Consider the following 22,342-nt stretch of genomic DNA (forward strand, 5'->3'; position numbering starts at 1 on the left):
CGAACGATTTCTATAATTTAACTGCTGCAGCATCTGCAAACCGTACGATTCAAGTCACCGCATCCACTACCCAGACCGTATTTAATACATTGTCCATAAACGGTACAGATGCTTCGAAAAAAATAACACTTGTTTCGTCTTCTCCTGGGACTCGTTGGAACATTGATCCGCAGGCTACCAAATCAGTCTCATGGGTCACTGTTTCTGATTCGACCTCGACTAATGCGATCAACGCTACAAATTCGACAGAGGGGACCCCTTCTTCTACTACGAATTGGCTTCTCTTGACTGACCACACTCTGTCATACTCCGCAGTAGCCAACGGATCGATTGTCGGCACGAATCCTCAGACAGTTGCCGATGGCGCTGATGGTACCGAAGTGGTCGCTACACCTGCTGCCAACTATCACTGGGTTAGTTGGTCTGATACATATCCGACAGCAGCCAGAACTGACTTAAATGTAACTGGTGATATTACCGTTTCTGCTAGTTTTGCAATCGACACTTTTACTTTGACCTATTCCGCAGGGGCCAATGGCTCCATCGTCGGTGTTTCTCCACAAACTGTAAATTATGGTGCAAATGGTTCAGAGGTTACAGCCACTCCTGCCGCCAATTATCACTTTACTTCCTGGTCTGATGGTATCCTGACAGCGGCTAGGACTGACACAAATATAACTGCGAACAAGTCAGTGACGGCCAGTTTCGCTATTGATACCCACACTCTCACTTACTCTTCTGGTGCTAATGGTTCTATTGTTGGTACATCCCCTCAGACGGTCAATCATGGGGCTGATGGTTCAGAAGTTGTGGCCACGCCTGCTGCTAATTATCACTTTACTTCTTGGTCTGATGGCGTACTTACGGCAGCTCGAACTGATACAAACGTCGTTGCAAATATTTCAGTTACGGCTAGTTTTGCAATCGACACTTTTACTTTGACCTATTCCGCTGGTGCCAATGGTTCAATCGTCGGCGATTCGCCTCAAACTGTGAATTATGGTGCAAATGGTTCAGAGGTTACGGCTACTCCTGCCGCTAATTATCACTTTACCTCTTGGTCTGATGGTGTCTTGACGGCGGCCAGAACAGATACAAATATAACTGCAAACAAATCAGTCACAGCTAGCTTCGCAATTGATACATACACATTGGCTTATTCTGCTGGCGCCAATGGCTCAATCACTGGCACGACTCCTCAGACTGTAAACCACGGATCTGACGGCTCGCAGGTCACGGCAACTGCAGACGCTAACTACCACTTTACTTCCTGGTCTGACGGTGTACTTACTGCGGCAAGGACAGAGACCAATGTAACTGCTGACAAATCGGTGACTGCGAGCTTCGCAATTAATACTCATACTTTGTCATACTCGGCTAGTGCCAATGGTTCAATCACTGGCGTCTCGCCGCAAACCGTAAATCACGGCGCAAGCGGGTCTCAGGTTACGGCAGCTCCCGCGGCAAATTACCATTTTGTCGAGTGGTCGGACAATCATTCAACGGTTGCTAGCCGTACCGATTCCAATGTAACGGCAGATATCAGCTCGACTGCTAGCTTCGCGATCGACACTCACAATATTACTGCTTCTACCGATGCGAATGGGAACATCAGCCCGCTTGGTATCACAGCCGTCGATTATGGTACAGACCAGGATATTACTTTTACCAGTGATCCCGGATACCACATTTCAACACTCTTGGTCGACGGAGTGCCTCAATCTACTCTTACTTCGCCATATACATTTGTTGGTGTTACTGAAAATCATACGATTTCTATCACTACAGCCGCTGACAATACCTGTGTTTGGGTTGGTCTTGGCGCCGATAGCAATTGGTCGACATCGCTGAACTGGTCGGGAAATGAAATTCCAGTTTCGACCTGTGACGTCATCTTTAATTCCTCTTCTAGCACAGCCTCGACTCTTGACGCTGGCTTCACAAATCATATCAAATCACTCTCAATCATTTCTGGCTACACCAATACAGTTACCTTGGCTAACGACTTGCAAAATGATGGAGATTTAAACCTTGCCGCAGGCACACTGAAGGCCAACAATTATACCCTGAATATTGCTGGGGATTGGGATAACACTGGTGGCACTTTTGTGGAGGATACTTCCACTGTAAATTTCAATGGATCCGTTGCCGCTAGTGTCAGTGCTAACGGCGGTGAGTTTTACAGAGTAACATTTGCTGGAGTGTCAGCTATTAGCACGCCAAGCGTCTGGGTGGCCAATTACAACACAAATAATGTGTCCAAGATAAATTCGTCAAATGGTTCAAAAACCGGCGACTACTCGACCGGCAGTTATTCCTATGGATCAGCAATCGATACGAGCGGTTTCGCTTGGGTCACTAATATGGGCAGCGATACTGTTTCGAAGATCAATGTTTCAACCGGAGCTAAGATTACTGACTATGCTACGGGGTCAATTCCGAAGGGTGTGGCCATCGATGCTAGCGGCTTTGTTTGGGTAGCCAATTTTGGCGGTGGCACAGTCTCAAAAATCAATCCTTCGACTGGCGTCAAGACGAACTATACGACCGGCTCAGGATCTACTGGTGTGGCCATCGATGCTAGCGGCTTTGTTTGGGTCACTAACTATTCTGGGACAGGTTCGGTTTCAAAAATTAACGCATCCACTGGATCGAAAGTTGCTGATTATGCAGTCGGTACAAACCCAACTGGTGTGGCCATCGATGCTAGCGGCTTTGTTTGGGTCGTCAACACAGGCAGTAATAATATTTCAAAGATCAACGCACTGACGGGCGTGAAAGTAGCTGATTATGCCACAGGTTTGAGTCCTGCTGGGGTCGCGGTTGATACCAACGGTTTTGTTTGGATCTCGAACGGTGGTGCGAACACAATTTCGAAAATGAATCCTTCGACTGGATCCAAGACAGATTATGCTACTGGTTCTAGCCCTGCTGGCGTAGCTGTCGACAGTAGCGGCTTCATCTGGATCGCGAACACTTCTGGCAATACTATTTCGAAAATGAATTCTTCGACTGGATCCAAGACTGATTATTCAGTTGGAACTTCTCCATATTCCTTCGGCGATATGACGGGCTTTGCTCTTCAGCAGTTCGTTTTGGGTGGCACGAACTCTAGTAGTGCCTCATATACTCTGTCTTCTGGGTTAACTATGACTGACGAGCTGACTATTTCTTCGGGTATTGTGTCGGCCGGCGCCAACACAATATCAGCCGGAAAATTTATCCAGAGCGGAGGCTACTTTACTGCTCCGTCGACTACCATGTCTGTCTCGGGCGATTTCCAGCGTTCTGGGGGCGTTTTTGTCAGAAACCTAGGTACAGTAAGTTTAGCTGGCGTAGCCAGCTCGACCCAAGTAGTTTCCGGATCAACAACGTTCAATAATTTATCTGCCACGACAACCTCTGCTCGGACTATCCAATTTGCTGCTGATTCGAGCCAGGCGGTATTGGGGACCTGGACGGCTACCGGCGCGGCTGCTCAACTTTTATCATTGGCTCTAAAAACTGGCGATAGCGGCGTCTGGAATATTAATCCTACTGCTTGGAGCGTCGATTATGTTAACGTTTCAAACTCAACCAACTTCGCTTCTACTCCGATCAGCCCGACTCATTATGATTCAGCGTCTCTGACCGCAAATAATACAAATTGGTTCTCACTCAGCTTGGTGGGCCATACTATTACCTCTTCTGTGGTTGGGTCCAATGGCACCATCTCACCTAGCGGCGCTACCTCGGTCGCTGATGGAAGCAACCAAACCTATACAATTACCCCTGGGACTGGTTATCACATCTCCGATATCAAAATTGATGGGATAAGTCTTACTGGAACCCTGGCTTCGACCTACACTTTTTCAAATGTTACAGCCGAACACACGATTGCGGTTACGTTCGCAGCAAATGATGTTTGTGTCTGGGACGGTGGAGCTGATGATGAAAACTGGAGCTCGGCTTCAAACTGGTCGAACGATACGACGCCATTTGCGACTTGCGATGTTATTTTCAATAGTACCTCAAGAAAAAATTCTATAATTGATACTATCTTCAGTAGTCATATCAAATCTCTCGCAGTTAATACTGGTTATACCGGAATTATTTCTGCCAGCAACGATCTGGCCAACGACGGAGACTTTGTTTTAAGTTCCGGAACATTTTCGGCTGGCTCTAAGACAATCAATATCGCTGGTTCTTTATCGCTGGCTCCAAGCTCGACCGCTGTATTCGAAAAAGGGAGTAGCACCATAAATTTCAATCCAATCGCAACAGGCAAGACAATTACAACCAGCGGCCAGCAACTCGGTAATTTGACTTTCAACGGAGTAGACGCAAATTTAACTGGGGTTGCGATTACCTCCAACAACAATATTGGCCTTCTTAGAAAGGGGATTATTGTTGCCGGCTGGACGCTCCAGGACAATTTGAGTGCGGCATCAGTGGCTGTGGTTTCCGGGACTCTTGTAGACGCAGGTAAATCTGTAACTGTGGCTGGCAGTATCAATATTCCGTACAAGATTGGCCTCTTGGCTTCGACAGGTCTTTGGACGCAATCTGCCAGCGGCAATATTTCAAACGGCGATATGCGCAATACCTTTGGCAGTTTGACGATAGCTGGCGCAGGAGTAACTACAAATATGATTGGAGCGGTAAAAGTCGGGTTAAATGAAGGATCAGCCGGAGCGCTAACCATGGGCCCTGGGACATTGAATGGCAACAACAATTCTCTCATAGAATATATGCCGAGAAATGATGGTCTTGGGCTCGACAATCTCATAGTCGGCTCGAAATTGAGCACATTTACCATGTATCCGCTAGGCAATATACTTCAGAAAGCAATCTCTTTGCCAAATAATTTTGGGAATATTCAGATTCAGAAGAATCCCTCCACTAAATTCACTGCTACTGGCGACTTTAACTTTGGCAATAATAATTTGACGGTTAATAATGATAGTACTATCAGAAATACTGGCTATTTGGATATGGGTCAATACAATCTGACCTGTAATAATCTTACAATCGGCTCAAATTTCGGAAGCGTAGCGAATCCTTCTTATTACCAAATTGCTGGTGGGCTCAAAATTAGCAGTGGTAGCATCAACGTCGGCGGCAATCTGGCTGCTGCTCATCCTCTAAATTTTGGCGACACCCTTGATCTTGGATCTGGAACATTAAATTTTTCTGGCTCAAGTTTCAATACCAATTATCTCAACTTTACTGCCGGCACTTCTACGGTAAATTTCACGAGTGCCACCGGCTCTACCCAGGCGATTTATAGCTCTGCCACATTCAATAATTTATCAATTGCGACGACTTCTGCTCGCATTATCAAATTTGCTGCTGGTACAACCCAGACTGTTCTTGGTACCTGGACAGCCACTGGCGCGCCAGATCAATTGCTGACCATGGCTCTAAAAGCAGGCGATACTGGTTTGTGGAGTGTCAATCCAGCTGCTTGGAATGTCGACTATGTCAATGTCAGCAATTCAAACAATCTGGCGTCATCCAAAATAAATCCGGCTCATTATGTCGACGGTGGGGGCAACATTAACTGGTTTGACCCGGCTGTCGCGCCGATTCCTGATGAACCTGGGACTGATCTGGGCACGATTGTTGACGATGTTATCGACACCGTTACTACAGCAATCGATGTTATCACAGATGCCATAACCAATTTCATCACAAATATCGTCGAAACTTTGGCTCAAAGTGTGATCGGACTGTTCGTCCAAAACGCGGTCGAAAATATTTCTGCAGCAATCGCCGCAACCGCTACTGCGATTAGAAATGTATTATCAAAAATTGGGTTGACACCGGAGGTTGCATCTAGTGTCGCAACTGCGGTTACCGCTGTTTCGATTGCTGCAGCAGCAATCGCCGCCGCGCCTATGGCAGCCTCAGGCTCCCTGTTCAACCTTGGAGAAATATTTCATTCTATTTGGCAGCCAATCGCAAATTTTGTTACTCGAAAACGTCGTCGTAATTGGGGCAGGGTTATAGAGGAGGGAACGGGGGTTCCTATCGCAACTGCCAAGATTAATCTGGTCAAACTCTATCGAGAAAGCAGAGAGGTGATGTATGAAAGTCAGAAGGTCGTTGCCTCGACCTACACCGATAAATCTGGGCAGTATGGTTTCGTGGTCGAGCCAGGCAAATACAAATTGGAAGTCGTCAAGGATAAATTCAACGTTGTCGATACGAACTCCTTCCTTGATTTTTATCATCCAAATACGCTTTTCGAAGTGCGGGACTACAAACAGGGGCTGGTAATCAAGGATATTACGATGGCTACTGGCGCCAAGAACATGGCCAAAAATTTCAAATTTACTCATTTGCTTCAGGCGATCCAAAAAATTTCAGCCTATGTCTCGATCGGTTTCCTGATATTCGGGACCGCGAGTATTATTCCAGTCGTTACAGAAAAGTTTTCGCTAATCAATCTCGGAATTGTGGCTCTTTATATATTATTTTGGGTAATGAATGTCAAAAACATTCTGAAGAAATCGCCATGGGGGATTGTTATTAGCAAGGAGGATCATATGGGCATCCCACTCGTCTTGGTCAGGATCATCAACAAAAAAACAGGCCAACTTGTCGGCACGACTATTTCAAACGAAAAAGGAAGATTCTCGACATTCATCAGCAAAGGAGACTACGAAATTCGGGCTTCGAAGGGCGGCTATGTTCTAGAAAAACCGATCGTTTACAAGGTCGGGGGTGAGAAAAATGTTCTCAACAAAACTATCGAAATGGTGCCAGAGTAGATAATTATTTCTAAAATAAAAAAGAGCCGCTTTCAGAGCAGCTCTTTTTGGGATTTAAAACGTAAAAAATTATTTCTTCTTATCCGACTTGGCAATGCAGAAATAGTAAATAATTTCGAAAATACCAACTGTGTTGATGGCGAGAAGGGGGACAAACCAACCTGGCTCGTTTCTCCGAGCCGCTCGCCAGAGAGCTAGACCTTTCCAGACGACGGACCATAGTACTATAAACCCGAGAGCGAATCCTTGCGCCCCAGTAATGTTGGGCGCGGTCGAAACGAATGAGCTAAAATCCATTTTGCCTCCTAGATTATTTACTATATTATACCATAATTTGATATAATAATTCTAACAATAATAAAATCGGAGGAACGATGGAAGAGAAGTTTCGAAAATTGAGAAAGTTTAACATTTTTATGGCCTGCTTACATTTCGCTCAGGCAGTTGTGATGCTGATATTGGCCACTGACATGAAAGTTTCGGTCTTTACCTCATTTCTCAAATTTGACATGGCAACAGAAAGTCTAATCCCTGATCCAAAAGTTTGGTTCAATATCCCACTGGTCGCCCTCATTGTCTCATTCCTTTTTATTTCTTCCTTGGCCCACTTAATGGTTTCTCTGCCCAAGATCAACGATTGGTACAACAAAAACTTGGCCAAAGGCGCAAATTATGCACGTTGGATTGAGTACGCTTTTAGCTCCTCAATCATGATCTTGGTAATCAGTATGTTGGTCGGAATCTCCGACATTTCGGCCCTGATCCCAATCTTCTTCGTCAATGCGGCTATGATTCTGTTTGGTTGGATGATGGAGCTTCACAATCAGACTACTAGCAAGGTCAATTGGGCATCATTCATCTTCGGTTGTATCGCTGGAATTGCCCCATGGCTTGTGATCGCTCTCTATCTTTGGAGCCCGGGAAGCGCTTCAAATCCTCCAACATTTGTCTATTGGATTTTCTTTTCAATTTTCCTTTTCTTCAATGTTTTTGCTATCAATCAAGTTCTCCAGTACAAGAAAGTGGGCCGTTGGAGCGACTATTTGTATGGAGAGAGAGCGTATATTATTCTTTCGCTCGTTGCAAAATCTCTCCTCGCCTGGCAGGTTTTCGCCGGCACATTGAGACCATAATTATTGCTAGGTAGAGCCGATCTCTGCTATCCTTATCTTATGACAATATTGCATTCAATAATTTTGGGTTCCTTACAAGGCCTGACCGAGTTCCTACCAATCTCTTCTTCTGGTCATTTAGTTTTGGTTCCTTACGTTTTCAATTGGAATTACCAAGGCAAGGCTTTTGATGTCGCCCTACATGCTGGGACTGCCTTTGCTATAGTCGTTTTTTTCTGGCGAGATTGGCTGGACATATTCAAGAAGGCATTCTCCAGAAGAGCTCGAGTCGAGGGTGAAACAATCAAAAAATACCCGGACAATATCCTGTGGCAAATTTTGGTTGCCTCAATTCCTGCGGTGATTGTCGGGCTTCTTCTGGACAAATTTGCCGCTGACTATTTAAATTCAACCCTTTTCGTTACAGCGAATCTAGCGCTGTTTGGTATTTTGCTTTGGTATGTAGACAAAAAATCAAAGTCTGATTTGACTCCACAGAAACTAACTTACAAAAAGTCTTTTCTCATCGGTTTGTCACAATCACTCGCTCTAATTCCTGGAGTTTCCAGATCGGGGATTACACTGACTGCGGCTCGATGGATGGGGATGCCACGCGCGGAAGCGGCTCGTTTTTCATTTTTGTTAGCTACTCCTACAATCGTCGGCGCTTTCTTGATGAAGATCGCTACTATCGAAAAGGGGGGGCTTGATATCACTTTCTGGCTTGGCGTTATTGCGGCAACGGTATTTGGTCTTTTGGCTATTAAATTTCTACTCAATTATCTCAAAAACAGCGATCTCTCCATATTCATGTGGTACAGAATTATCGCCGCTCTCATAGTTTTGGGAATATATTTGGCTCGTCTGAACTAACTAATTTGCGAATCCCTTGATCACCCCGTCGTCGCTTCTCAATGTTCTCTCCGTAATCCAGCCAGAGGCGTAGTTTCGTTCTCTCAAATTGAAGGTGCCATCGTCGTTGACTGAAGTCACAATCGCGACGTGACCGGCCCAGCTTTCATTGGTCACGACTAGTCCGCCAGCTCTTGGTGTCGAAGAATTAGTCGGTATCCATTTAGCCAGGACATGGCCGCTAACAGCATAACCTTGGGATACGACATAGGTATAGCATTGGCCATATGAACGTTCTACATAGCGAACTCCGTTGATAGTGCCATAGTATTGTTTTTTGGCTGGTGCTTGTGCTTTTGCCGTCGCAGTCACCTTGGCCGCATTTTTGGCTGCCACTTTTGCTTTCTCGGCATTCTCCTTTTTGGCGATCAGGGCGGCAGAAACCTCGTAATTTTTCTCTGGAATTTTGAGTTTCTGGTTCGGTTTGATCGTGTTTGTGCCTGTTATATCATTTAGGTATTTAATAGTCGCAATCTTGACGCTGAATTTCATGCCGAGACCAGAGAGTGTGTCTCCTGTTTTCACGATATAATATATTGTCTCATTCGAGTTATCGGGATCTGGTTCCACTCTTGCGGTTAACTGTGTCTCAACGGAAGCACTGCTACTTATGAAACCGCCCGATGAGGCTAGGCTGGAATCAGCAATTTCCACAATATGGCCATCCCCATTGATCAGAGGAGTGAATTGGTCCACTGTAGAGACTATTGATTGGCCGTCGGCCCGGTCGACGCTGACGAGCTGATTTTCAATGGTTTTCGCCTGAACTGTTTGGCCAATGTTGGAAAATGTTGCAAGGCTAAGAATTGCTACCATAGCGAAGTGGGGCAGATAACGGTTGCTCGTGAAAATTTGCACAATTATTTGAGTAGCAGAGCGAACTACAAAAAAAAGCTTTTTGCAGATCTTACTTATGGGATCAAGAAAGATTTTTACTAAGCTGAGTATATTGGCGCGATGAGTTTTTTGACGCTCCCCGGAAGTTGCAGGAACGTTTTCTGGTTCCAAAATAGCCATAAACGATTTTTGGGTTGCTTTTCACAACCCAAAACAATACTAACAGAGTAAAGATAGAAGTCAAATTAATGCTTGTTGGTATTAGGGGAGAGCGTAGAGAATTTATTTCTGTTTGAAAAATGAGCGAATGCGATCATTACCAGCCACGCCGCAATCACCATTAAAGTCATCGGCACCCCGTTATGCCAAATTTCCTTGATAATCGTTTCATAGCCAGCTGTGAAAAAAGGAAAATATAGAACTATCTCCCCATTTTTTATATGATCGATCAGGAGCATAATTGTTCCGCCGATCAACATCAAATTCAGCCATTCAAAATGGAGGCCCTGCGGCACTTTTTTCTCAAAGGATTTGGTGACGATCAAAACAGCAGCTGGGGCGATTAAGCAGGCCATATTTTCCTCTCTATTATTCGTATCTTAATGCGTCGACCGGATTCATCCGGGCGGCTTTGATTGCTGGCCCGAGCCCGGAAAGAAGTCCGACGAGAGTTGTAAAAGAAATCGCACCGAGGACGAGCCACCAGGGGAAATTGCCGATATTATCGACCGGAATATTACCGAGATCGGCACCATATTTCGTGACCAAAATTTTTGCTAGACGGACGAGGCCAAAGCTGATCGACAGGCCAAATACGCCTCCCCAGAATCCAAGCATGGCCGCTTCGAAAGTAAAGAGTCTGCGAATTGCCGCTCTGGTAGCACCGCAGGCCCTCATCACACCGATTTCGCGGATTCGCTCGAAAGTAGCCATCACCATGGTGTTGATGATACCAATCGCGGCCACGAAGAGTGAGATCCCGCCGATCACGCCTAGGATGATGCTGACCATAGTGAAAATCTGATTTATCTTGGCGACCATGCTTTCTGCAGTGACCGCGCCATAGCCCATTTTTGTAATTTGTTCGCCAACGGCCTTGGAATTGTCTTTGTTGTCGATTTTCATTATGATCGAGCCGTATCCGTTGCGGTCGTAACTATTGGAATCCTTAACCAACTTCATTTCGCTAGATTCGCTACAAATGTCCCCATTGTTGTTGCTTTTATCGTTGCTGTATCTCTGTTGTTCTTGGCAAGCCTTCATGGCCGTTTCATCATTTTCCCATCGGACAGAAGTCGTCAATCGTTTGACCCAATCCATCGAGATATAGTTTTGCTTGTCATCCATGGCGCCATTATCGACCACGCCCACGATCTCAGCCGCGACAATAATATCTTTGTTCTGCTGATCGTCCCACCAAGACTTGTCAGCACCTTGCGGCGGCACTGGTGGCTTCTCGCCCCAATCTGGATAATTTCCCTGCATGTAGAGTGAGACCTTCTTGCCGATCAAATCCTTGGGATTACTGTTAAACCCATAATAACTGGTGAAATACCCACCAACTACAATTTTATCGAGATCTTCGTTTTGAAGTTTACGGCCAGCCAGGAGGGGAAGGTCAAATACGCTCGAATCAGGCAGGTACCCGAGCAAACTCGATTCCTGGCTCTTCTTGTCAAATCCATCAAGCTTAATTTTCTTGACCCAAGCTCCCATCGTCGGGGTAGCGCTTTCGACATGAGCAATTTTCTTGACCTCAATTAGGGTTGTATCGTCGATCTTCTTGGCGCCGCTGTCTGTATTCCAGTTACCAGATGAAATCAAACTCACATTTTCGAGATTATCGGCATCTTGGACTAACGTTACTAGATTAAACGCTCCCATAGCCGAAAACGAGTCCATCAGCGATTGGCGGACTGATATTAGGATGGAGATCATCAAAATCAACGAGAGCGAGCCGACGGTCGTTGCCATTATTGTTAAGAAAGTACGAGATTTTTGGCGGGACAAATTCCGGATAGCCAGACGTATATAATCAAAAAAATTCATCTTCCTCTTCCTCCTTAGACTATCTTGCCGTCTTTAATAGTAATTACTCGTTTTGCTTGTCTAGCCACAGCAATATCGTGGGTGATGATGATCAGCGTCACCCCCAACTTCGAATTTAGAGTTTTCAATATTTCTACGACCTCAGCACCTTTTCGAGAGTCGAGATTTCCGGTTGGCTCGTCTGCAATTATAATCTCAGGATTGTTGGCCAAAGCTCTAGCGATACATACGCGCTGGCGTTGCCCGCCTGATAGTTGGGTTGGTCGGTGATTCATCCGATCTTCGAGGCCGACCGCTTTCAAGCAATCTGTCGCTCGCTTCTTGCGTTCGGCGGAGGAAATACCGGCGAAAATCAGAGGGATCATCACATTCTCGAGCGCTGTATAGTTTGGTTGTAGATTGAAGGATTGGAAAATGAACCCGACTTTCTTGTTGCGATAATTAGAAAGCACAGTGTCGCTAACTTTCGAAATATTTTGGTCATCGACCAATACTTCGCCTTCGTCTGGAATATCAAGCCCACCAATAATATTGGCCAAGGTCGATTTGCCAGAACCAGAAGGACCAACAATGGCGATAAATTCACCTTTGTCGATTTTGAAATCTATATGGTCCAAAGCAAAAATCTTCTCTCCACCGAGCTCGTAAACCCTTGAGATGTTATTTAGTTCAATCATATTCCCCTCACTTACATTTATTATGTAGGGCTAATTCCAAGGAATACATCCAATGACGTCAGCCGAAGATGATACCTGGTAGGATTCTTTTGAATCGTTGGCGGGGCAACCGGGATAATAGAAGTCTCCTGCGATTTTTCTGGCGTCTTCTTCGGTCGTGCTGTCTTTAATTTGTTCAGACAATGTATAGGCGACAAAGTGTTTGCCGTTGCTTCCGTAGTGGTAGCCACCATTAGATCGGTCTGGAGAGGGGTCTTTCGGTACAGCAGTGAGATACTTCTTGAATTCAGCCATCACTGCTGTAGTAAAGTCGTCAGGATCGTTCATGTCAAGATACCTTACCCCTTCTGGATCGCATGGATCTCCTGGCCAGCTTTTCGTGCAGAGATAGTGTTTGGCCTCCGTCTTGTACATCTCGGCAGCGTTGCCTATGGTCTGGAGGTCAGTTTTTCTCTTGGCATCTCTAGATTTAGTTTGAGATGAAAGAATTCCGACGGAAACGATCGTGGTCAAGAGCCCGATAATGAAAATGACGAGCATTATCTCGACCAATGTAAAACCTTTTATCTTTTTCATAACCCCTCACTTAGAAAATAATATTTGTCTAATTATATCATAAAATTGTAGCAATATACGAAGCAGTTTGTTTTGCCAAAACTTTATTGTATAATATGGGAAACATCATAATGGGAGGGAAGATGAGAAGCAAAGATTTGAAAGACAAGAAGATTCAAAACAAGGTTCTTTTGCTCATGGTACTTGTGGCGGCCGTTTTTGTCATTGTAGCAGTTGCCTTTGGTTCGAGATTATAGTTTTCACAGAATTTTGAAGTCCGAAAATGTTCTTTGCCTTTGGCCGGGGACATTTTTGTTGATATAATGTTTTCACATGGCAAAGCAAAAAAATTTCATCTTAGCGATTTCTGGAGTTTCTGGCGCCGGCAAGACTTCCGTGGCCAAGGTTCTAGAGAGTAATTCAGAATTTCAATCCATACCTTCCTGCACCACGAGGTTGCCAAGACCAGGCGAGACCAACGGCGTGGATTATTTTTTCATCTCAGATGAAGAATTCGATCTCCTGAAGGCCAAGAAAGCCTTTGTCGAATCGGTTGAGGCCAATGGGGCTAGATACGGGAAGAGAAAAGTTGATTTTGACAATGCTTTCAAAGCAGGCAAGACTCCTTACATTATTGTCGATTTCAAGGGCATTCTTGAGTACAAGAAGAAATTCAAATCTGCCCTCACTATATATATTGCTCCGCCCAGCATAGAGGACGCAATCGAACGGTTGAAAAAGAGGGGGACAGAAACCGCAGACCAGATTAAAATTCGTCTTTCCCAATACAAAAATGATATTGCTGGGGAGAAGGGGTGCGACTACACGATCGTCAACGATTCTTTGGAGCGAGCGCAAGCGGAACTTCTCCAAATCGTCGAAAAAGAAAAGAAAAAACGCCAGGCAAGAAAAAATATTGCCAGATATCTCCTTTTGCCGCTTCTATTTTTATTTCTCGCTGGTGCCGCGTACGCCAGCCAAGAAGTTGATTTCAAGAATTTACCTTATATAAATAAGTTTTTCCCCGTAGAGACGGAGGAGGTCAAATCGACCGAAGAAGCCGTCGCCCCGGCCGAAACCGCACCAGCGGCAGTCGAAACCCCCACGATTGTAGCCCCACCGCCCAAGGCAGTCGCCAATACAATCAAGAAGGCTCCGCCTAAGACAGAAGCGCCCAAAACCACCCCAGTTGAGGAAACTAAGCAAAACACCGATGGCTCAGCCACTACTACAGTTTCAACCAGTGGTGGAGCTAGCTCGGCTGATCTTGCCAAAGCCGCTGCTTCAGCCGGCGTTGTTGTCAATTCAATCTCCGACATTCCCTTTACTGATCAAACTGGTAGTCACTCTGATTTGGGCCAAATCCTAAAGGATTATTTGAGCTCGACGTTGGAGCATCGCGATGAAGTAACTTCGCTAAAATCAATTACTCTCGAGGACGCTGGCGCGACTGGCTGGAACGGACAGTACTTGGGCTCTTATACAATCGGCTCAGACGGCCGTGATATCACAAGTGCAAACGGCACAATAATTTTGAATTCTTACTATTATAATGACTCGCCAATTTTCAATGACTACATGAAACTGATTTTTTCTCATGAGTATGGACATCACTACACGCTCTATCACAAGTGGGTTGACTGGGATCTCTCGATCACAGAACGCCTGCCAGACAGCTACTATTCGACACGTCCTCTCTCGGAAACAACGACCGCAGTTGACTACTCCTTGGGCTGGCGCAATTGCGAATCTGAGATAATCGCCGAAGATTATTCATATATATATTCAGGCTACGGCGTCAATGCGATGGCTGCTACTTACGGCTATCCGAGTTCTGCGCTCAGATCATGGTTAGAACAGATCGGTAGTTCGGAGCTGTTGTCCTCAACTGTCGCCAACAATCCGCCAATCTTAACGATTACCGCGCCTTCAGTTAGCGCTAATTTATCTGGCACTGCGGATTTCTCAGCTGATGCCACCGACGATCACGGGGTCGGCAAAGTCTCGTTTTATATTGACGAAAATTTAATTTCGGAGGATTCCACAGCACCTTATGCGGCGCCAATCACTACATTAAATTACCAGAACGGCGCCCATACTCTCAAAGCGGTTGCAACGGACGGGGTTTTGACGGCTGAGCAGTCAATAATTGTGAGTATCGACAATCAAACTAACGACACAGAGAAGCCAACTATCTCGGTCCTTTCACCAGACAGTAATCCTATTACTATCACGCAAAACAATCTTCTAATTCATGCTGTCGCTACTGACAACGATCAGGTCGCCAAAATCGAGATGTATCACAACGACACCTTACAGGAAAGCTGGGACACTTCGGATCTCAGCTTGAAAATTACCCTGAGCACGCCAGGAACTTATGATCTTAAATTCAAGGCATACGACAGGGCCGGCAATAGCGTTGAGATAGTTTTGTCAGTCATCCGTGCTCTTCTGACACCACCGACTCCATAGCTGTAGTGCCTCGACTAGCAAGGCCTAATAAGGAAAGAGCTACCGATTAGCAGTAAATTTCATTCTGAAATTAGCTAGTCTAGCAGGCGTAAAAACTTGTCTGTTGATAAGTCCCAATAAAAGCACCATATATAGTGTTTAGCACCAGTGGCTTCATACTACATATGGTGCTTTTATATTTTTGTTTGATTGACCGAACAAAAAGCGAAAGGTAGAATTAATCTTGCCACGAAAATTTATTCAATTTATTTATTTTTAGGAGGGAGACACAAATGTTCACAAAGATCAGAAAACGAAACGGCAAGATGGTCGAATTCGATGTCGAGAAGATTGCCAAAGCTATCGCCAAAGCCGGGCACGCTACTGGTGAGTTTGACGAAGCCGCGGCTCACAAATTGGCTTTGAAGGTGGCTAAATCTGCCGAGACCAAAGTACGTCGCAAAACACCAACAGTTGAGGAAATTCAAGACATTGTTGAGGATGTATTGCTCGATTCAAATTTTAAGCTTACTGCCAAATCATATATTATCTATCGTCAAAAACATTCTGAGATGCGCGAATTGGCCGAGACTCAGAGAGTCGACCTGATGGAGCAGTATTTGAACAATCTTGACTGGCAGGTCAAGGAAAATTCAAATATGGCTTATTCGCTTCAGGGTCTCAACAATTACGTCTCATCTGAAGTCTCGAAAAGTTATTGGCTTCACAAGGTTTATCCAGACGAAGTTGCTCGTGCTAATGCCGAGGGTGATATGCACATTCACGATCTAGACAAACTCTCTACATACTGTGTCGGATGGGATTTGCAGGATCTCTTGCGGGTAGGCTTCAAGGGAGCCGAAGGAAAAATCGAAAGCACACCAGCCAAACATTTGAAGACTGCGCTAGGCCAACTAGTCAATTTCTTCTACACACTTCAGGGCGAATCAGCCGGTGCCCAGGCCGTCTCAAACTTTGATACTTTGCTCGCTCCATTTATCCGATACGACAAACTTTCTCGTGCAGAAGTGAAGCAAGCGATGCAGGAATTTATGTTCAATATGAACGTGCCAACTCGTGTTGGTTTCCAGACTCCTTTTACCAATGTCACGATGGATCTTACTTGCCCTGGCACTTTGGCCAACGAGCCAGTGATAATCGGCGGCAAACCTCAAAAGGAAACGTACAAGGAATTCGACAAAGAGAGAGATCTTTTCAACGACATCTTCGCCGAAGTAGTGGCTGAGGGCGACGCCAAAGGAAGAGTATTTACTTTCCCAATCCCAACCTACAACATTACCAAGGATTTTGACTGGGGCAACAAAAATATCGACGGCATTTGGAAAATGACAGCCAAATACGGTATTCCATATTTCTCCAATTTCATTAACTCAGAGATGAGCCCAGACGATGCCAGAAGCATGTGTTGCCGACTTCGCCTGGACAATCGTGAGCTTCGCAAACGTGGCGGCGGACTCTTCGGCGCCAATCCACTGACCGGTTCGGTCGGTGTTGTCACTATTAACTTGCCACGACTTGGTTTCCGCTCACGTGACCGAAGAGAATTTTTTCACAATTTGTCATACATCATGGATCTTGCCAAAGATTCTCTCGAGATGAAAAGGAAAGTTCTAGAGCAAATGACCGACGCTGGGCTTTATCCTTTCTCCAAATTTTATCTTCGCGAGATCAAGAAACGAGACGGCCGCTACTGGGGCAATCACTTTTCCACCATCGGCTTGCTTGGTATGAACGAAGCTGCCTTGAATCTTCTCGGCCGCGATATCGCTACTGCCGAAGGTCACCAGTTTGCTCGTGAGGTCCTGGAATTCATGAGAGAGAGAATGGCTCAATATCAGAACGAAACTGGCAACTACTACAATCTTGAGGCTACTCCAGCCGAAGGTACTTCATATCGCTTGGCCCTAAAAGACAAGAAACGCTATCCTGAAATTATGGTCGCCAACGAAAGCGCTTTTGAGGAGGGAATCGCCCCATATTACACCAATTCTTCCCACATCCCTGTCGACTACACCGACGACGCATTCGAATTGCTCGATCTTCAGGATGATCTCCAGACCAAATACACTGGCGGCACAGTCATCCACTTATTTGTCGGAGAAGAGATCAAGGACACGGAAGCAGTCAAGAATTTCGTCAAAACAGTTTGCGAAAACTATCATTTGCCTTACTTTACCATCACTCCAACCTTCTCAATCTGTCCAAATCACGGTTATATCGCCGGTAAGCACATGGTTTGCAAGAAGTGTGGAGCACAGAACGAAGTCTATTCCAGAATTGTTGGATATATCAGACCAATCCAACAGTGGAATGCGGGCAAACGCGCCGAGTTTGATGACCGAAATACCTACAAAGTTGACGCCAAATCAAAGATTAAAGCTTTGCAGATCGAAGAGGCTCAATCAGAAAGCTTGTTTGATGAGGTCAAAGGCAAAGTCGCTGACGCGGTCGAGACAGTCACGGCAGAATTGCTTCCCGCAGAGTTGACCAAGGCAGAGCAAGAAGCCTTAGTCTAAGCTCAAGATGAAAATTGCCGGCATTCAAAAATTAACCCTTGTCGATTTTCCTGGACATGTAGCAGCCACATTGTTCACCCAAGGTTGCTCATTCCGTTGCGGGTTTTGCCACAATCCTGAGTTAGTTTTGCCAGAGAAGTTCGAGGGCCTACTCCTGGAGGGGGAGGTCTTCGAATTTCTCGAGGCTAGATACGGTAAATTGACTGGAATCTGTCTGACCGGTGGGGAACCGCTGCTTCAGCCAGACGCTGGTAAATTTATCTCGCATATGAAGGCCCTTGGTTTCGACGTTAAACTCGACACTAATGGCTCTTTTCCTGATCGTCTTGAACAAATTATCAAAGATGGCGATGTTGATTACATAGCTATGGATATCAAAAATAGTTTGAATAAATATGTTCAAACTATTTCGAGTCAAAAGTCAAAAGTCAAAAGTCAAAAGAATTGTCATTCCGGACTTGATCCGGAATCCAGATTATTAATTAAAAGTATTCAACGCTCTATTCAATTGATCATTAGCAGCGGCATCGATTATGAATTTCGTACTACTGTTTGTCATCCGTATCACGAAGTCGCTGATTTCGAAGATATCGGCAAATTGATTCAAGGCGCCAAACGCTATTTTATTCAAAATTATCAAGACTCCAAGCGCATAAACGAATCAATCGAATATTCTGCCTTCACCGACAAAGAGCTCAATGAAGCAAACAAGATTATGAAGAAATATGTTAAAGAATCGGAGGTCAGATGAACACATGCGAATTTTGCGAAATGATGAAGAATCGCCCAGAAGAGTTCGTCCTCGAGAGCGATAATTTCACAGTACATAAGTCGAACTTTCCAGTTAGCCCTGGCCACTCTGAGATATTGCCCAAGAATCATATTGAATCATTTTTCGATCTTTCTGATGGAGAAGTCATAGAGCTTTATAATTTGATCAAAGAAGCAAAATCTCAACTGGATGAAAAATTCAAACCAGATGCATATAATATCGGTGTCAACGACGGGCGAGCGGCCGGACGAACTATCGATCATTTGCATATTCATCTAATCCCAAGATACGAAGGCGACACTCCAAACCCTCGTGGCGGAATCCGCAATATCTTCCCCGACAAGGCAGACTATACGAAATAATTAAAAAGAGACACGCAATTGCGTGTCTCTACAGAATAACGGGATTGCTCCCTTTGACGACCATTGTGTCGTCAGTATTGGGTATTGGGATTCTATCGAGTGGAAGAGCGAGACTCATCCAATCAGCATGTTCGCAATCCGCTGAATCGTCTCCGTAGCATTTGAATCTGCCATCGTCGATGGCACGGATCAAGACGCATCCGCTGTATCCCAACCGCTTGAGAGTTAGTATGAACTTAGCAACGTCTGGGACATTACCATTGTGGGACGCGTGGCCCCAGTCGATCACCACCAACTCAGTTGGCGGTGGGATGACCGTCGTTGGCGATAGCATTTCAGGCGATGTCGGCATCTGCAGTGTCGTCGCCTGCTTTAGGCAGTCGTTTCTGATCATCTCGAGATAGGCGACTGCTGTCTCAAAGTCGGTAGCCGAGGAGACAAGGCAGCCAGTCTTGGTCTCCACTCGATCCGTCATCCATGACCAGGACGGATGGTCAGTGATCAGGAGGATTCGTCTGGTTTGGCATGCCTTCGCAATTTCTTCCAGAATCATCCAAGGGATTGATACTATAATCCATAGTATCCGTGCGATCTTCTTCAGCACATGAAATAGAGTTTTCATTTTGCACCAGCCTTTTTCAGAAAGATATGTTGACACCATACAATATTTGTATCCATTTGACAATCAAAAGTTGACTTGATCTCTAGGATTGGTCTAATCTTAAACTACTAAATTTGGAGTTATCTATGAAAATATCAGATCCAATCTACGGTGAATTTGAAATCACTGAGCCAGTTATCCTGGATCTTTTGGAGTCTCCCGCGATGTTGCGCATCAAGAACGTGAGCCAATACGGCATCCCTGACGAATATTATGAGCTGATCAATTTCAGCCGTTTCGAACATTCTCTCGGTGTCATGCTGCTCTTGCGAAAGTTAAAGGCTCCGATCGAAGAGCAGATCGCTGGTTTGCTTCACGATGTTTCGCATTTTGCCTTTTCTCACATCGCCGACTGGGTTTTTGCTGGCGGCGGCACTCTTGGCAACGTCGAAGATTTCCATGACCGAGGCCATGAAGTATTTATCGAGAAGACCGAGCTTCCGGCACTTTTGAAGCGCCATGGCTTTGATGTCGACAAAATCACAGACGAGAATAATTTCCCGCTTCTGAACAACGAGATTCCAGATGTCTGCGCTGACCGCTTCGATTATGCTATTCAGGAGATTTACCGTTTTCTGGAGCCGAGCTCAACTCTTGAATGTGTCGCTAGTTTGAGGAATCACAATAATTCCATAGTTTTTGCGGACCAGAAAAGCGCGCTTAAATTCGCCAAATTATTCCTAAGATTACAACAGGAGCATTGGGGACACTCAAATACGACCGCGCGATACCGTTATTTTTCAAACGCGCTCAAGCGTGCGCTCGGATTGGGGATTATCGCGAAAGAAGATTTTTATCTGACTGACGATCATATGATGTCCAAGATTCTGAAGGCAAATGACCCAGAAATCGACAGAACACTAGATCTGCTCCGAGACAAGAAATTCTACCAAAATCTAAAAAAAACAGGTCAAGTAATCCACAAGAAATTTCGCTATGTTGACCCGCTATTCTTGTCTGGAGACAGCACTCTGCGTTTGTCCGAAGTCGATTCTGAATTCAAGAAAATTATCGAAGACGCGAGAAAAGAGAACTCCAAAGGAATCGAAATTTAAGATCTATGGGGAAATAAAGGAGCGGGGAATAAATCCCCGCGAGGTCTTCAGGCTTGCTCGAGCCTGATTTGGTAGTGGATGATGCCAAGTGTTAGGGCGATGTCAGCGGATATTATCTGCTCGTCTTTATCTCTTTCGAAATGGCTTGTGCAAGCAACGCTTGCTAGCGATTTCTCGACTCTTCCAAAGTCAGAAACTTTTAAGTTCAAAGTTTCATTATTTGTCTCATTACCGAGGCAGATCTTTACCTCCGACAAGGTGTTGGTCCAGATAACATCCAGATGATTTTCTTTGTCTGGTCGGCATTGGCCGCCAGCGAATTCTATCAGTCGTGCTCCCAACAAATAGGGCAGACTGCAATTGGTGACCAGGGATACTAAGGAACCCATCTTTCTCGTGCCTCCCTTTTTTAGGCATTTTTACGATAGTACCACTTTGGCTGCAACAATAAAAGTCCTCCAGCGCTATGATTATCCGCAACCATTTCTAAGTCGCGAGCGGTGCGGTATACTTGTCTTATGACATATAAGACTCACTTATCAACAGGCATGCTTTTCTCCGCCATCGTCTTTTTGTTGATCTACGACATTAATCTCTCGCCGGTATTAGTACTGACGCTTGTTTTGGCGACTTGGCTTGGCTCATCCACTCCAGACTTGGACACGCCGACTGGAGGATTGTGGCAGAAGGTTCCGGCAGGATCATTTCTCGGCAAAATCATCCACCCCGTATTCCTCGGCGGACACCGTCATCTCTCGCACTCTCTGATTGGCATGGGCATTTTCGTCTGGCTTTTCTGGATGCTTCTAATGTGGCTTGGCCTGTATTCTCCTATGCCTGACATGCACACTTTGCTCTTTGCATTTATTCTCGGTTATTCCTCTCATCTTTTCGCCGATCTTTTCACCGAGGCGGGTGTACCACTGCTTTTTCCAATCGATTACCATTTTGGTATCCCACCCGATCCATTTGGCAAAGTCAGGATCAAAACAGGGAAGTGGTTCGAGAATTTAATCGTATATCCGGTCGTCAATATTGCTCTCCTCCTCGTGATTCTGTGTTATTTCAAAGTCATTTAGGGGAGATAAATCCTGCCACATCTGGATTTTTATTGACAAATCTGCTATAGTTAACTCGAAGTTAAAGGTCGAAAACTTCGATTAAGAAAACATAATTGGGTTAGATTTATATTAGGGTGCATTTGTTAGCTTATACGTGGATAAAGGGTTCCTTGGCTACTAATTAAATCTAAAGTTCAAATGGATATCACAGAAGACAAAAGGGATTTCGTCCCTAATGAACCAAGCCAAAAACTTTTCATCGGCGGATTAGCTTGGGCCGCGACTGATGAGGATCTTAAAGCAGCTTTTGCCCCTTTCGGCGAAGTTGTTGCAGCCTCAGTTGTTCGCTACCCAGACACCGGCAGATCTAAAGGGTTCGGGTTCGTAGAGTACGGTACAGTCGAAGAGGCTGTAGTTGCTCAAAAAGAGATGGATGGTAAGGAAATCATGGGTCGCTCAGTCAAAGTTGACTTTGCCAAACCTAAGACAGACAGACCAGACCGAGACAGAGAGTAATCTCTACTCACTCAAAAAATACCTCAGCAG

Annotated in this window: 18 protein-coding genes; 10 read left to right on the top strand and 8 right to left on the bottom strand. The window is 45.2% G+C overall.

Annotated features, from left to right (window positions below; genetic code table 11):
- Positions 1-89: 89 nt before the first annotated feature.
- Positions 90-6,755 carry a hypothetical protein gene (locus WC227_04505; GenBank protein MFA6963936.1) on the top strand — a complete coding sequence of 2,222 codons (6,666 nt, stop codon included), beginning with the start codon at positions 90-92 and terminating at the stop codon, positions 6,753-6,755.
- Positions 6,756-6,824: 69 nt separating this feature from the next.
- On the opposite strand, the gene WC227_04510 is transcribed toward WC227_04505, so the two are convergent.
- Positions 6,825-7,052, bottom strand: coding sequence for a DUF5652 family protein (locus WC227_04510; protein MFA6963937.1), 228 nt, complete (start codon positions 7,050-7,052; stop codon positions 6,825-6,827).
- Between the two features lie 77 nt (positions 7,053-7,129).
- Between WC227_04510 and heR the strand changes: the two genes are divergently transcribed.
- Both heR and WC227_04520 read left to right on the top strand, forming a co-directional pair.
- On the top strand, positions 7,130-7,888 hold the full coding sequence (gene heR, locus WC227_04515; protein MFA6963938.1) for a heliorhodopsin HeR: 759 nt from the start codon (positions 7,130-7,132) through the stop codon (positions 7,886-7,888).
- Positions 7,889-7,951: 63 nt separating this feature from the next.
- A complete protein-coding gene (locus WC227_04520; protein ID MFA6963939.1) occupies positions 7,952-8,740 on the top strand; it encodes an undecaprenyl-diphosphate phosphatase in 789 nt (262 codons plus the stop codon).
- Here WC227_04520 and WC227_04525 read toward each other — a convergent pair whose 3' ends face one another.
- The 5 genes from WC227_04525 to WC227_04545 all read right to left on the bottom strand — a co-directional run bounded on the left by WC227_04525 (position 8,741) and on the right by WC227_04545 (position 12,918).
- Positions 8,741-9,796 (bottom strand): LysM peptidoglycan-binding domain-containing protein, encoded by a 1,056-nt coding sequence (locus WC227_04525; GenBank protein MFA6963940.1) that lies wholly within the window; start codon positions 9,794-9,796, stop codon positions 8,741-8,743.
- 65 nt (positions 9,797-9,861) lie between these two features.
- Entirely contained in the window at positions 9,862-10,191 is a 330-nt protein-coding gene (locus WC227_04530; GenBank protein ID MFA6963941.1) for a hypothetical protein, read from the bottom strand.
- A 13-nt stretch (positions 10,192-10,204) separates the two neighbouring features.
- Positions 10,205-11,665: an ABC transporter permease gene (locus WC227_04535; protein MFA6963942.1), complete on the bottom strand. Its 1,461-nt coding sequence runs from the start codon at positions 11,663-11,665 to the stop codon at positions 10,205-10,207.
- A gap of 14 nt (positions 11,666-11,679) precedes the next feature.
- Positions 11,680-12,342 (bottom strand): ABC transporter ATP-binding protein, encoded by a 663-nt coding sequence (locus tag WC227_04540; GenBank protein ID MFA6963943.1) that lies wholly within the window; start codon positions 12,340-12,342, stop codon positions 11,680-11,682.
- A 30-nt stretch (positions 12,343-12,372) separates the two neighbouring features.
- The gene (locus tag WC227_04545; protein MFA6963944.1) at positions 12,373-12,918 is read right to left on the bottom strand and encodes a prepilin-type N-terminal cleavage/methylation domain-containing protein; all 546 of its coding nucleotides are present in this window, start codon (positions 12,916-12,918) and stop codon (positions 12,373-12,375) included.
- Between the two features lie 312 nt (positions 12,919-13,230).
- On the opposite strand from WC227_04545, the gene WC227_04550 reads away from it, so the two are divergent.
- The 4 genes from WC227_04550 to WC227_04565 all read left to right on the top strand — a co-directional run bounded on the left by WC227_04550 (position 13,231) and on the right by WC227_04565 (position 19,019).
- Positions 13,231-15,369: an Ig-like domain-containing protein gene (locus WC227_04550; protein MFA6963945.1), complete on the top strand. Its 2,139-nt coding sequence runs from the start codon at positions 13,231-13,233 to the stop codon at positions 15,367-15,369.
- 272 nt (positions 15,370-15,641) lie between these two features.
- Positions 15,642-17,885, top strand: coding sequence for a ribonucleoside triphosphate reductase (locus tag WC227_04555; GenBank protein ID MFA6963946.1), 2,244 nt, complete (start codon positions 15,642-15,644; stop codon positions 17,883-17,885).
- Positions 17,886-17,892: 7 nt separating this feature from the next.
- On the top strand, positions 17,893-18,636 hold the full coding sequence (locus WC227_04560; GenBank protein ID MFA6963947.1) for an anaerobic ribonucleoside-triphosphate reductase activating protein: 744 nt from the start codon (positions 17,893-17,895) through the stop codon (positions 18,634-18,636).
- Positions 18,633-19,019, top strand: a complete 387-nt coding sequence (locus tag WC227_04565) for an HIT family protein (protein MFA6963948.1) — start codon at positions 18,633-18,635, stop codon at positions 19,017-19,019. The genes WC227_04560 and WC227_04565 overlap by 4 nt, the downstream gene beginning before the upstream one ends.
- Positions 19,020-19,047: 28 nt before the next feature.
- Here WC227_04565 and WC227_04570 read toward each other — a convergent pair whose 3' ends face one another.
- Positions 19,048-19,641 (bottom strand): hypothetical protein, encoded by a 594-nt coding sequence (locus WC227_04570; GenBank protein MFA6963949.1) that lies wholly within the window; start codon positions 19,639-19,641, stop codon positions 19,048-19,050.
- Positions 19,642-19,766: 125 nt separating this feature from the next.
- On the opposite strand from WC227_04570, the gene WC227_04575 reads away from it, so the two are divergent.
- Positions 19,767-20,735 carry an HD domain-containing protein gene (locus tag WC227_04575; protein MFA6963950.1) on the top strand — a complete coding sequence of 323 codons (969 nt, stop codon included), beginning with the start codon at positions 19,767-19,769 and terminating at the stop codon, positions 20,733-20,735.
- Positions 20,736-20,782: 47 nt separating this feature from the next.
- On the opposite strand, the gene WC227_04580 is transcribed toward WC227_04575, so the two are convergent.
- Entirely contained in the window at positions 20,783-21,124 is a 342-nt protein-coding gene (locus WC227_04580; protein MFA6963951.1) for a hypothetical protein, read from the bottom strand.
- A gap of 129 nt (positions 21,125-21,253) precedes the next feature.
- On the opposite strand from WC227_04580, the gene WC227_04585 reads away from it, so the two are divergent.
- Both WC227_04585 and WC227_04590 read left to right on the top strand, forming a co-directional pair.
- Positions 21,254-21,814, top strand: coding sequence for a metal-dependent hydrolase (locus WC227_04585; protein ID MFA6963952.1), 561 nt, complete (start codon positions 21,254-21,256; stop codon positions 21,812-21,814).
- A 180-nt stretch (positions 21,815-21,994) separates the two neighbouring features.
- Positions 21,995-22,312: an RNA-binding protein gene (locus WC227_04590; protein MFA6963953.1), complete on the top strand. Its 318-nt coding sequence runs from the start codon at positions 21,995-21,997 to the stop codon at positions 22,310-22,312.
- Positions 22,313-22,342 lie beyond the last annotated feature (30 nt).

Source organism: Patescibacteria group bacterium, assembly GCA_041671645.1.
Lineage (GTDB): Bacteria > Patescibacteriota > UBA1384 > XYA2-FULL-43-10 > 1-14-0-10-43-13 > JBAZBD01.

Coding starts and splice junctions, on each gene's coding strand:
- WC227_04555 (MFA6963946.1), top strand. CDS start 15,642: ATGTTCACAAAGATCAGAAAACGAAACGGCAAGATGGTCGAATTCGAT.
- WC227_04580 (MFA6963951.1), bottom strand. CDS start 21,124: ATGGGTTCCTTAGTATCCCTGGTCACCAATTGCAGTCTGCCCTATTTG.
- WC227_04525 (MFA6963940.1), bottom strand. CDS start 9,796: ATGGCTATTTTGGAACCAGAAAACGTTCCTGCAACTTCCGGGGAGCGT.
- WC227_04540 (MFA6963943.1), bottom strand. CDS start 12,342: ATGATTGAACTAAATAACATCTCAAGGGTTTACGAGCTCGGTGGAGAG.
- WC227_04510 (MFA6963937.1), bottom strand. CDS start 7,052: ATGGATTTTAGCTCATTCGTTTCGACCGCGCCCAACATTACTGGGGCG.
- WC227_04530 (MFA6963941.1), bottom strand. CDS start 10,191: ATGGCCTGCTTAATCGCCCCAGCTGCTGTTTTGATCGTCACCAAATCC.
- WC227_04550 (MFA6963945.1), top strand. CDS start 13,231: ATGGCAAAGCAAAAAAATTTCATCTTAGCGATTTCTGGAGTTTCTGGC.
- heR (MFA6963938.1), top strand. CDS start 7,130: ATGGAAGAGAAGTTTCGAAAATTGAGAAAGTTTAACATTTTTATGGCC.
- WC227_04570 (MFA6963949.1), bottom strand. CDS start 19,641: ATGAAAACTCTATTTCATGTGCTGAAGAAGATCGCACGGATACTATGG.
- WC227_04575 (MFA6963950.1), top strand. CDS start 19,767: ATGAAAATATCAGATCCAATCTACGGTGAATTTGAAATCACTGAGCCA.
- WC227_04585 (MFA6963952.1), top strand. CDS start 21,254: ATGACATATAAGACTCACTTATCAACAGGCATGCTTTTCTCCGCCATC.
- WC227_04560 (MFA6963947.1), top strand. CDS start 17,893: ATGAAAATTGCCGGCATTCAAAAATTAACCCTTGTCGATTTTCCTGGA.
- WC227_04545 (MFA6963944.1), bottom strand. CDS start 12,918: ATGAAAAAGATAAAAGGTTTTACATTGGTCGAGATAATGCTCGTCATT.
- WC227_04590 (MFA6963953.1), top strand. CDS start 21,995: ATGGATATCACAGAAGACAAAAGGGATTTCGTCCCTAATGAACCAAGC.
- WC227_04565 (MFA6963948.1), top strand. CDS start 18,633: ATGAACACATGCGAATTTTGCGAAATGATGAAGAATCGCCCAGAAGAG.
- WC227_04535 (MFA6963942.1), bottom strand. CDS start 11,665: ATGAATTTTTTTGATTATATACGTCTGGCTATCCGGAATTTGTCCCGC.